At 35.5% G+C, this 10,815-nt stretch carries 12 protein-coding genes; 10 read left to right on the top strand and 2 right to left on the bottom strand.

The genetic code is table 11. The annotated features are described in order from the left end of the window. The 9 genes from F981_RS23785 to F981_RS19900 all read left to right on the top strand — a co-directional run. Positions 1–935 (top strand): host specificity factor TipJ family phage tail protein (locus F981_RS23785; protein WP_157407121.1); only part of this gene is annotated, 935 nt, incomplete at its 5' end. A gap of 56 nt (positions 936–991) precedes the next feature. After that, positions 992–2,821 (top strand): SGNH/GDSL hydrolase family protein, encoded by a 1,830-nt coding sequence (locus tag F981_RS24280; RefSeq protein WP_004724921.1) that lies wholly within the window; start codon positions 992–994, stop codon positions 2,819–2,821. A gap of 41 nt (positions 2,822–2,862) precedes the next feature. Next, the gene (locus F981_RS19930) at positions 2,863–3,219 is read left to right on the top strand and encodes a hypothetical protein (protein ID WP_004724919.1); all 357 of its coding nucleotides are present in this window, start codon (positions 2,863–2,865) and stop codon (positions 3,217–3,219) included. Next, positions 3,216–3,434 (top strand): hypothetical protein, encoded by a 219-nt coding sequence (locus F981_RS19925; protein WP_004724917.1) that lies wholly within the window; start codon positions 3,216–3,218, stop codon positions 3,432–3,434. Before F981_RS19930 ends, F981_RS19925 begins: the two co-directional genes overlap by 4 nt. Beyond that, a complete protein-coding gene (locus tag F981_RS19920) occupies positions 3,421–3,861 on the top strand; it encodes a lysozyme (protein WP_004724915.1) in 441 nt (146 codons plus the stop codon). Before F981_RS19925 ends, F981_RS19920 begins: the two co-directional genes overlap by 14 nt. Further along, positions 3,858–4,334 carry a hypothetical protein gene (locus tag F981_RS19915; RefSeq protein ID WP_004724914.1) on the top strand — a complete coding sequence of 159 codons (477 nt, stop codon included), beginning with the start codon at positions 3,858–3,860 and terminating at the stop codon, positions 4,332–4,334. The genes F981_RS19920 and F981_RS19915 overlap by 4 nt, the downstream gene beginning before the upstream one ends. Before the next feature lie 619 nt (positions 4,335–4,953). Next, positions 4,954–5,445, top strand: coding sequence for a DUF2867 domain-containing protein (locus F981_RS19910; RefSeq protein WP_004724912.1), 492 nt, complete (start codon positions 4,954–4,956; stop codon positions 5,443–5,445). 166 nt (positions 5,446–5,611) lie between these two features. Beyond that, positions 5,612–5,968 (top strand): hypothetical protein, encoded by a 357-nt coding sequence (locus tag F981_RS19905; protein WP_004724910.1) that lies wholly within the window; start codon positions 5,612–5,614, stop codon positions 5,966–5,968. 300 nt (positions 5,969–6,268) lie between these two features. Next, complete coding sequence (locus tag F981_RS19900) at positions 6,269–6,499, top strand: hypothetical protein (protein WP_004724907.1); 231 nt, start codon at positions 6,269–6,271, stop codon at positions 6,497–6,499. A gap of 80 nt (positions 6,500–6,579) precedes the next feature. Here the strand turns inward: F981_RS19900 and argG are convergent, their stop codons facing one another. Together argG and F981_RS19890 are read right to left on the bottom strand one after the other, a co-directional pair. Continuing rightward, complete coding sequence (gene argG, locus F981_RS19895; protein ID WP_004724905.1) at positions 6,580–7,923, bottom strand: argininosuccinate synthase; 1,344 nt, start codon at positions 7,921–7,923, stop codon at positions 6,580–6,582. Positions 7,924–8,359: 436 nt separating this feature from the next. Beyond that, positions 8,360–9,211 carry a LysR family transcriptional regulator gene (locus F981_RS19890; protein ID WP_004724903.1) on the bottom strand — a complete coding sequence of 284 codons (852 nt, stop codon included), beginning with the start codon at positions 9,209–9,211 and terminating at the stop codon, positions 8,360–8,362. Between the two features lie 152 nt (positions 9,212–9,363). Between F981_RS19890 and F981_RS19885 the strand changes: the two genes are divergently transcribed. Next, a complete protein-coding gene (locus tag F981_RS19885) occupies positions 9,364–10,281 on the top strand; it encodes a DMT family transporter (protein ID WP_004724901.1) in 918 nt (305 codons plus the stop codon). The last annotated feature ends 534 nt before the right edge of the window (positions 10,282–10,815 follow it).

The following is a 10,815-nucleotide window of genomic DNA, read 5'->3' as shown; positions in this document are numbered from 1 at the left end:
ACATTGGACGCCGATCTTCCTTAGATGTTGATATAGATAAGATCAAAACAGAAATTCAGGCAGTTAAAACATATTTTAATTCAACTGATGCAACTGAATTTTGCTACACCTTTGATGATGACTCACTTTCATTTGAAGAACAGGCTGGCATGGTTGCAAGTGCATGTTTTTGTGAAGCAATCCGATTTGGTAATAAATTAAGACTGAAGTTTGAAAAACCTCAAGCAAGTTCAGTTTTATTATTTAATCATCGGAATAAAGTTTCTAGTTCTGAAAAGCGCACCTATAAGATTGGCAATGATAAAGACTATGACGGGGTTGAGCTTGAATACACATCACCTGATGATGACAAGCGTATTACTTATTCTGTTCCTGAAAGTATCACTTTAACCAATGCGCTTAAGATCACGACATCGGGTATTAGAAATCATGCAGTAGCTAAGACACGTGCTTGGCGCGAGTGGAACAAACTTGAATATCAGAATGTTGATTGTGAGTTTGAAGCGCTGGATGAGTCTGAATTGTTGATCAGAAATGATCGGATTTTGGTTGCGAACGGTACCGACCTTAAAACACAAGATGGTGAAATTATTGCAGTGGATGGATTGATTCTAACTTGCTCTATGGATGTTGATTTTGAAGATGGCGAGCAATATTACTGCTGTCTGCAAATTGCTGATGGATCCGTAGATATTATTGAGTGTACCGCTGGTGAGTACACCAATCAGATCATTCTGAATCATGCTCCAACCATGGCGCTTGTAGTGGGAACAGACAGATATGTAAAAACTCTATATTCAATCACCAAAGTGGCAGAAACATCTAGCCAAGCATTTATGCTAAGCGAAATGTCTCGAAATACCCAAATGACCAACAAACTTACCTGTATAAATTATGATGATCGATATTATGAAAAAGATCATTCATTTCTTTAAAGTTCAAAATTACCAAGCAGCCTTAACAGGCTGTTTTTTTATGCTTGGAGAAAAGCATGGCTGAGATTATTACCAAACAAAAGCTTGTTGAAGCCAATGAAAATGCTTCAGCTTGGGAAAAGTATTGGGCTGGAGGTGATGATGAAGATGTTATTACTCGGTTAAATAAACTTTATCCAACTCATGCAAAAGCATTAAAAATATTGATGGAAAATGGCGGTATTCAGCCGTTTGAAACACAAGCTCAATTGCTTGCTAGCACCCCTATTGTTGATCCAACTGCTGCCAAAGCACTTGATACCAAAAAAGTATGGCTGTGGAAAAATGGAACTTGGACTGACACTGGTTTGAGTGAAAAAGATCAGGCTGTGGGATATGTAAACTCGCTAATTCCGTCGATTAAAGAGCTTTACAACCCATCCAATAATGTCACAAATTTATTTGTTAATGCTTCAGAAAGTGGTTCAGAATTCCCACCAGGTGCAATTTTATCAGGCTCAGATCAAAGAAAAATAAATGTATTTGAGGTGGATAGTGGGGGAACATATACAATTAATTGTAATGATTTTAACCCGTTACTATTTGCAATTGCTACCCGTGCGACAAACTCAACGACACCAGGAGAAACCCAAGGTAAAGTAGTATTAATTGATACACCAGATTCAAATATAAAAAGATTTACAGTTCCAAATAATGCAAAATTTGCTTTTATCAATGTTGCAATTGGAGATTTGAATTTTGATATATCTTCAAGTTTAAAAATTACTAAAATTGTTGATGTTTTAACAAATGATAATTTAGTGATTTTAGAGAGTCTTTACACAGAGATTAATAATATTGAGGGCGGTTATATAGATGCATCTAACTCAACGGGATCAATTATAAATTTTGATTTAAATAGAGTATTTAGTGTTTTTCCTGTTGAAGGTGGTGAAACCTATAGTATTTACGCCGATGACTTTAATCCGTTGCTTTTTGCTATTGCGACACGTTCAACCAATTCAACTGCAGCAGGACCAACCCAAGGCAAACTTACATTAGTTGATACGAATGATCCAAAAATTAAGCGTTTCACAGTACCAAGCACGGCTCATTATGGTTTTATCAATGTAAAAATTCTTGATTATAGTTTTGATATTTCCGCAAGTTTAAAAATCAGCAAAGGTAATATGGTTGATGTTGCTCAATCGTTTTACAAAATTGGCGATAAAGATGTGATGGATTTGCAAGCACGTGAAAGCATTGTCGATCTAGATTTAAAAAATAAATCATCATTGAACGGTAAAACATGGGGCGCTTATGGAGATTCAATCACATACCATCCTAATTGTTATGCTGATGTTTTAGCTGAGCGCCATAATGCAACATTGATTAAGAAAGCAAAACCCGGTGCACGAATACATCGTGATCCCGAAAACACTGTTGATATTGTTATGTCAGAGTTGTTTGACACCGAATATAAACTTAATTCTGAAACAGACATTATCACAATTGCACTGGGAACAAATGATGTTGTAACAACAACACTTGGCACAATGTCTGATCGTACTGTAAATACTTTTTATGGTGCATTGCATGTTTTAATTTTGGGTTTACGTAAAAAGTGGACCAATGCAAGAATCGGATTTATTTCAGCGGTACCACGCACGACATTTAGAATCATTGAGGGTAGTACGGATCAAGCATCATTGAAGCAAAAAGCAGTTCGTGATGTTTGTGGTTATTACTCAATACCACTCTGGGAAGGTTATAAAGAGTTTGGTTTTCATCCTGATGATAGTTCTGACTTTGTAAAATACATGTATGACGGCATCCATTTTACCGAGCTAGGCGGCAAGTGGTATGCAAATAGAGTTGAAGATTTTATATTAAGTTTAGCAAAGTAGCACCGAAAGGTGCTTTTTTATTGCCAAAAATAGGGGGTTACATGTCTGAAAACGAATCCTATGGGATTAGATTTGAAAAGAAAATTGATTCAATTCAGAGTGATATTCGTATGTTGTCAGATCACGTTACACGACTGACATTCATTAATGAAGCACACAAAGAAACTAGCGAACAAAACAAAAAGGATATCGATACATTAGATATCAAAGTCGCCAACTTAGAAAATCGGACAGCATCTCAAGATGGTGGGCTTTCTGTGCTGCGTGTATTACTCGGGATTTTTGCTGGTGTCGTGTTTTCTCTATGCGCTTGGGTTGGTTCCTCAATTATTCAGATGAGCCAAGATCAGTCTTTGATAAAAGAGAAGGTTTCTCGGCTAGAGGAAGTAGGACGATGAATAATGACAACACAAGAGCCTATTTAGCTTTCTCATTGGTTGCATTGATGTTTGTTCTGATCATTGCATTATTTTTTGTGGATATGCCACGGGAAAACAGCAATCTGATTAACACAGCATTGGGTTTTATTGCTGGCGCAATGACAACAGCATGTGGATTCTATTTTGGTAGTTCTGAGCAAGAAAAGAAAGGTGATAGCAATGAAAACAAGTAATTTAGGCATTAACCTTGTTTGTGGCTTTGAGGGTCTGCGATTGAAAGCCTACGACGATGGTGTAGGCGTTTGGACCATTGGATTTGGCACAATCAAATATCCTAATGGTGTGCGTGTCAAAAAAGGCGACACATGCACAGAATCTCAAGCTGAAGAATATCTGCGTAATGACTTAGTTGTATTTGAAAATGCTATCAATCGTTTGGTGAAAGTGCCTCTTAATCAAAACCAATTTGACGCTTTAGCTTCGTTCACCTACAACTTGGGTGAAGGCAATCTTAGTAAATCAACTCTGCTTAAAAAGCTCAATGCAAAAGATTATAAAGGCGCTGCAGAGCAATTCCCTCGATGGAACCGTGGAGGCGGGCGAGTCTTAAATGGTCTTGTAAAACGCAGAAAAATTGAAATGGAGTTATTTTTAAAATGACTTACCTCTATTTAGCTGTAAAAGCATGGCGAGAAATCTTAATCGGACTTCTCGCTTTTTTATTACTAATTTGCCTTGCCTTATTGAATCACAAAGCAGGGCAGATAGAAAAATACAAACATGCTGAAACTGTTTTGCAAGCTGATAATGCAAAGGCCAAAGCCTCAGCAGCACTCAAAGAGAAACAATGGTCTGAACAACAGTTAAAAGCGGAGCAAAACTATAATGCCAAAATTAAACAGATTAAGTCTGATGCTGATATTGCTCAGTCCAGCGCTGACAGCTTGTCAAAGCAACTCAAAATTGCAGGCAGTCGCTTGTCCAGTGCCTCCAAAGAAACCATCGTTGAGTACACCATTGCCAACAGTGACATACTCGAAAACTGCATTACTGAATATCGAACAGTGGCAGAAAAAGCTGATGGACACGCAGCTGATGCAGAAAGATTGAGGGATGCATGGCCCTCTGAGTGAGGGCTTTATTCTTAGGAATAATTTTGGAATAAAAAACTATTAAAAAGTCGAAAATTGCTAACTTGCGCATTTTTGCAAGCTGAAAATAAATTAGAAAAATTTCATCTTGTGTTATAAGATTAACCTGTTGACAGTTAATTTCTATCATGCTGACTATTGTGAATAGCGGATGGAGAACTATTCTACTTAAAACATTGGTAGTACTTTATATTCCTAATGGTTTGGTTTAGTTGGTAGCTAATCCAAACTATTTTATTTGTGATGAAAATTTCACCAAAACCTAATTTAAAAAAGTCTTTGTGTACAGAATGGTGTACATATTAATTATTTTGAATCAACTAAAGCGATATAACCAATTGTTTTATAGTGTTTTAATATTGTTTTAAGTCATTCATAACATGGATAGCTAATTAAAAGATAGACGCACTAAAGTCAGTATAATCAAAGGTCTGCCAAGTGCAGACCTTTTTGTTATTTATGGTTTGGCTATTTTATTCTAGAATCTAAGTATATTTATTAAACTTTAGAATGTGAGTAATTGCACCAACAACTGATTACTGTAGACTGTTTTTAGCGGTTGTTTGAAAAAATATTAATTATATTTTAAGGGGTTAATCGAATGAACATAGAAAAAGATCCTAAAATACTGGTTGCTCCACTTGATCAATTAAATTTTTTACACGAAGCCAAGCAATATATTGATAAAAATCTTACCAGTACTCAAGCCTATTATCTAATGACCAGTAAGCCGCCAGTTTGGTTGAGGGCTGCGTTTAAGCTAAGAGATTTTTTAAGCCGGCATTTAGGTGGTGTGCAACCTATTCAAGGCTTTGGTGAATCAACTAAACCGCTTCAAGTGGGTGGGAAAGCAGATTTTTTTGATGTGGTTAAAGTCTCAGATCGTGAGCTTTTTTTACAGTCAACCGATAAGCACTTGAGTGTATTGCTGGTTTTACAAATCGAAGAATATGATGGACTTAGAAATGAATTAACGATATGTACCAGTGTAGTAACATATAATCTTTTTGGGAAAATTTATATGCTGCCTGTTTCTATGGTTCATGGTTTTATTGTTCAGCAATCACTTAAAAACCTTCAAATTAAATCTTGAAACTCAAGGCTTTGAACTATGACAAAATGCTGTAAAACTTGGCAAAAAAAGTCATATTTATACCTTAATTGTAGATGAAAACTCCTGTGAATAAGAAAACTCCTGTGTAAATAGCAATTTAAATCATTTGTTGATATTTTGTTGAGACTTAAATGGAGTGTTGGTTGTGAAAAAAGTATTGTTGGTTATCTTAGCTTTAGGGATTTCTCATCATGTATTTGCTAAAGACGTACACAAATGTACAGTAAAAGGTTCGGTAACTTATCAATCTAGACCCTGTGCTGGAACTGCTATTATAAATCCACAGCAACAACTTCAACAAAAATTAACCCAACGAACTGCAAACCAAACTTCGATACGGCAACAAAAAACTCAGTCTGAAATGCATCAGTATTCTCAACAGCAACACCTGCAACGCCATTCTGGTAATGGAACATCTAATGAGATTCCAGATACTGTTGAAGGCAAAAAGAAAAGTTTGGCTATAGCGCAAGAAGCTTATAAACAAACAAAGAATCGTTAATTGTTTTTAAATTTGCTTAGACCGTTTTTGTTTTATGGGCAACTGGTTTTTATTAAATTAGCTTTTATTAAAGCAGTTTGGGAAATGAATGCAATATAAGAATAATTTAATTGATGAAGAGTACTGGTGAAAGTGATTGATTAGGCTTCTGAATCACAAGGTAATATGCTTTTTAGTTAAATTTTTCGCTTTAAATAAATAGGGGATTGTAATCCTATGGCTGTAGGTGAGTAATGTATTGGATGGGTTTATTCTGTTATATTAAGCAACCTAGTTAAATTTATTGAAAGCCTTGAATTTATGTCACAGACAAGTTCGAAAAAATTTTATATCTTTGCGACATTAGCATTGTTATTTCCAGTATTTTTAGTTGGAATGGCTTTTCTTGCGGCTAAAAGTGATGCCGAAACCAAACGGGAATATGATCAAATTCGCCAAGAACATGCTGAAAAGATTGAGTTGCAAAAACAACAGCAAAAATTAGAGCAACAAAACTTATCGCAGCCTGAAACTAAGAATGCAGTGTCTTGATAAGCAATCTTTAATGAAAAGTCATTAAGGCTAAAGCTAAAAAAACCGCCAAATTTGGCGGTTTTGTTTTTCATCAAAAATTATTTATTTTTGTCTTTCAACTGAGGGATCGCAGATCCTGTACCGACAGCCAATAAACCAGTATTGGTATAAATACCAAGTTTTGCGCGGGTGTCCGTGATATCAAGATTACGCATAGTCAATTGGCCGATACGGTCAGCAGGACTAAACATTGAATCACCTTTTTCCATGGTTAAACGCTCAGCTTCATAAGTGAGGTTCTCTGATTCAGTGTTCATAATCGTGTAGTCATTACCACGACGAAGTTCTAAAGTCACAGTACCAGAGATTGCTTTAGCAACCCAGCGTTGTGCTGTTTCACGTAGCATCAATGCTTGCGAATCGAACCAACGACCTTGGTACAATAAACGACCTAGACGTAAACCATTGATACGATATTGTTCAATAGTGTCTTCGTTATGAATACCCGTTACAAGACGTTCATAAGCAATATGAAGAAGCGCCATTCCCGGAGCTTCATAGATGCCACGAGATTTTGCTTCAATAATACGGTTTTCGATTTGGTCAGACATACCTAGACCATGACGACCACCAATGCGATTGGCTTCAAGAATGAATTCAACAGGGTCTTCAATACGTTTGCCATTTAATGCAACAGGGAAGCCTTCTTCAAACGTTACAGAAACTTCTTCAGCTTCAACTTTTACGTCTTCTTTCCAGAACGCAACGCCCATGATTGGCTCAACGATTTTGATGCCTGCATTGAGGTATTCAAGATCTTTCGCTTCGTGAGTTGCACCCAACATGTTTGAATCTGTTGAATAGGCTTTCTCTTTCGACATTTTGTAATCAAAACCATTGTCGATCAAGAATTGTGACATTTCAGCGCGACCGCCTAATTCATCAATAAATTGCTGATCTAACCAAGGTTTGTAAATTTTAAGTGCAGGGTTGGTTAATAAACCATAACGATAGAAACGTTCAATATCGTTCCCTTTATAGGTTGAACCATCACCCCAAATATTAACATCATCTTCTTTCATTGCTGTAACAAGCATTGTACCTGTTACTGCACGACCTAATGGTGTTGTGTTGAAATAAGGAACACCACCAGTGCTGATATGAAATGCACCACATTGAATTGCAGCAATACCTTCCAATGCAAGTTGTAAGCGGCAGTCAACCAATCGGGCTTTTACAGCACCGTAGTTTTCAGCTTTACGCGGAATTGCATCGTAGTCATCTTCATCAGGTTGACCTAAGTTTGCTGTATAAGCATAAGGTTCTGCGCCTTTTTGTTTCATCCACAATAAAGCTGCTGAAGTATCTAGACCACCAGAAAAGGCGATACCCACTTTTTTGCCTACTGGTACATTCTGCAAGATCGTTGCATTATCAGTCATTGCTCGTCCTAACTATTTCGAAAGAGGCACCACATACATGGGTGGCCAAAGAGAATTTTATAAACGCAGTATTGTAGCACTTTTTCAATCAATGTTTTATTGGATTTGAAGGTTAACATTGAAAAAATGACAATTTATTAGAGCAAAATTAATTTACTTAAATGACTTATACACCTCAGGTAAAACTTATAAGAAAAGTCAAATTAAAGAGGTGTGAAATTTAATAAGAAGTTGAAAAGGGTAGTGAAATAGGGAGATTGATGTCTACCATTATTGGGTGTTTATTCTTGATTGGATTTCCAATAGGTACTTGTATAGGGCTGCTGATTTTGCTGAATGTGTGTAAGGCCAAATGGCAAGCTGCGGATTGACCTATGTTAAAAGTAAGATAAATTGGATATATAGGGTTAACCCAATATATCTGATTCGTTTGATATCATAGTTGATCATTTAAACCAATAAACTGCTTTTCAATCGGGGTAAATACATGTTCACTTCGGGCTATCAGATAGAATCCAATATCTCGATATTGTTCGGGTGTTTCTCGATAATATTGAATATTAAATTTTTTGATCAGTGACTTTGCAATCATTGAAATTCCCATACCCAACTGAGTGAAATTGACTAAGGCTTCATGATCATAAATATGGGTTAATTCACCCTTGGTTAAATGATAGTCTGTATAAATATGATCTAAAGTGGTTGCATAACAGCATTCTTCTGAGGCAAGTAAAATATTTTGATGATTGAGACAGTCTTCAAGGCTGTCATGGTTGATGACATTTTTTCCGATAATCACCAATTGATCATCTGCCTTTTGAATATACTGGATATTTTTCTGTTTTGGGTGACCTAAAACATAAGCGATATCTAGGTTTCCGCGTAAAATTTCATCTTCAATATAGCCTGTAGCACCTGTTTTCATGGTGATTGAAAGCTCAGGGTAGGTTTCATAAAGTTGGCTAAAAGACGGGTAGAAACGCATTCCGCCTAAACTGGTGTTGGTACCAAAGCGTAAATATTTTTCCTGCTGATAGATTTTATTTTCTGTTTCTTCCCATGTGAAGATCATTTTTTTGTATTGCTGATATAAATTCATTCCTGATTCGGTCAGTTCAACACCTTTGGGTTTTCGGATGAATAATTGACGTTTATAGTGATTTTCAATCTTTTTTATTTTTGCTGTCATATTCGATTGTAAATAATTGAGCTTATTTGCTGCTGCTGTAATGCTTTTTAGTTCAGCAACAGTCACAAATGATTTGATATCACCCATATCGATATTCATTTCAATTCCTCAATAATGCGTTGAATAAGTGCTGATACTAAAATATCTACTTTAGCATCAAAAAAAATGATGTGTACATTAAAACATAGCATTATTCATGATGTCATTTATTTTCTATACTCTATGTACTTTCCATCTGTTGAGTACAGCAAATGAATCTTCGAGTGATTGGTGCAATTGTATTATTGTGTCTCGTCTGGGGATCTTTGTGGGGATTGGTCAAACATAGTTTGCAAATATTTCCGCCATTCTTATTTATTTCTACGCGTTTAATCTTAGCTGCGCTTACCCTTATGTTGGTTCAAGTACTGTTAAGAAAATCCGTTTTACCCGCAAAAGGTGAATGGCAAAAACTGATGATCTCAAGTTTGATGATTTGTATTGGTTTTTATGCAACACAAACCTTTGCCATGCAATTTGTTGATTCGGGATTGTCTGCGGTTTTAGTGTTTACTATGCCTATTTTTATTGGTGTATTGGCGCATTATATTTTAAATGAGCGTTTAAATAGCCAAAAAATAATTGGGTTGGTTCTTGGCACATTGGGCTTGGTTGCAATTCTTTGGCCACAATTACATCATATTCATTTGAATTTATCGTTAATTGGTCAAGCTTTCTTAATCTTGTCAGGCTTCTTCTGGGCTTTAACCACAGTTTATATCAAACAGAATTTTGCAACTTATGACAAAATCAAATTGACCTTTTGGCAATTGCTGATGGGTGGTGTGGTGATTCTGATCGGCGCTTTAATTTTTGAACCTGTAGATGTTAAAGTTTGGATGAATCCGCTCAATGATTCAATCCTGTTCTATATTGCTGTGATTGGAACTGGTTTTGCCTTTGCCTTGTGGAATTGGATTGTGAGTCAGGTAGATACCTTTGTTGCGTCTATTTCAATCATGTGTATTCCTATTCTAAGTTTATTTTTTGGTTATGTGCTTTGGCATGAGCCGATTACAATCAACATTATTATCGGTGCGGCATTTATTTGTTCAGGAATTATTTCAAGTTCTTTAAATCTTAAAATCAAGAAAAAACCTGCAACCTTATTGAGTTGTGAGCATCGTTAAATCAATGAATGGAGATTGTTGAATTAATTTATAGTTAATTAAATTTTTATGTAATTTTTCAATTAAAGTAAAAAGCAAAATCAGTGAAAGTTCATTGATTTTGCTTTTTTTTCTGTTTTTTATATTTTTTGTTTAATACGATGCCTTTACGCTTATTTTAACTGATTTTTAAATTGGTCTGACTAATTTTGGTTTTGAAGTATTTCCAAACCCGATAATAAACTTAAATCAGTGTTACTAAAAAGTGCATTAAAAAATAGCATACGACTAAAGTTGTATAAAATTGGTTTAATTTAAAAAAATACAATATAAAACAAATGAGTTATTCGATTTGAAACCCTGAAAGCTGAAGGATTGGTCTGTGAATAGGTCGAAATATTTGCAATATTGGTCATACCAAAATAATTAATTGAGTGCCAACTATTGATCTTTAAATCAGCAAAAATTAATATTAAGTAGCAGTTAGTGCAAAATTTTTTAATTTAAAACTAAATTGGTCATACCAATTATTGAGAAATAAATGGATGATTCAAT

Source organism: Acinetobacter guillouiae CIP 63.46 (assembly GCF_000368145.1).
GTDB lineage: Bacteria > Pseudomonadota > Gammaproteobacteria > Pseudomonadales > Moraxellaceae > Acinetobacter > Acinetobacter guillouiae.
Note: the sequence above shows the minus strand (reverse complement) of the source record. Positions and strands in the feature narration are given on the sequence as shown.

What these genes read in the sequence shown, in the direction of transcription:
- F981_RS24280 (WP_004724921.1), top strand. Translation starts at nt 992, where the DNA reads ATGGCTGAGATTATTACCAAACAAAAGCTTGTTGAAGCCAATGAAAAT.
- F981_RS19930 (WP_004724919.1), top strand. Translation starts at nt 2,863, where the DNA reads ATGTCTGAAAACGAATCCTATGGGATTAGATTTGAAAAGAAAATTGAT.
- F981_RS19925 (WP_004724917.1), top strand. Translation starts at nt 3,216, where the DNA reads ATGAATAATGACAACACAAGAGCCTATTTAGCTTTCTCATTGGTTGCA.
- F981_RS19920 (WP_004724915.1), top strand. Translation starts at nt 3,421, where the DNA reads ATGAAAACAAGTAATTTAGGCATTAACCTTGTTTGTGGCTTTGAGGGT.
- F981_RS19915 (WP_004724914.1), top strand. Translation starts at nt 3,858, where the DNA reads ATGACTTACCTCTATTTAGCTGTAAAAGCATGGCGAGAAATCTTAATC.
- F981_RS19910 (WP_004724912.1), top strand. Translation starts at nt 4,954, where the DNA reads ATGAACATAGAAAAAGATCCTAAAATACTGGTTGCTCCACTTGATCAA.
- F981_RS19900 (WP_004724907.1), top strand. Translation starts at nt 6,269, where the DNA reads ATGTCACAGACAAGTTCGAAAAAATTTTATATCTTTGCGACATTAGCA.
- argG (WP_004724905.1), bottom strand. Translation starts at nt 7,923, where the DNA reads ATGACTGATAATGCAACGATCTTGCAGAATGTACCAGTAGGCAAAAAA.
- F981_RS19890 (WP_004724903.1), bottom strand. Translation starts at nt 9,211, where the DNA reads ATGAATATCGATATGGGTGATATCAAATCATTTGTGACTGTTGCTGAA.
- F981_RS19885 (WP_004724901.1), top strand. Translation starts at nt 9,364, where the DNA reads ATGAATCTTCGAGTGATTGGTGCAATTGTATTATTGTGTCTCGTCTGG.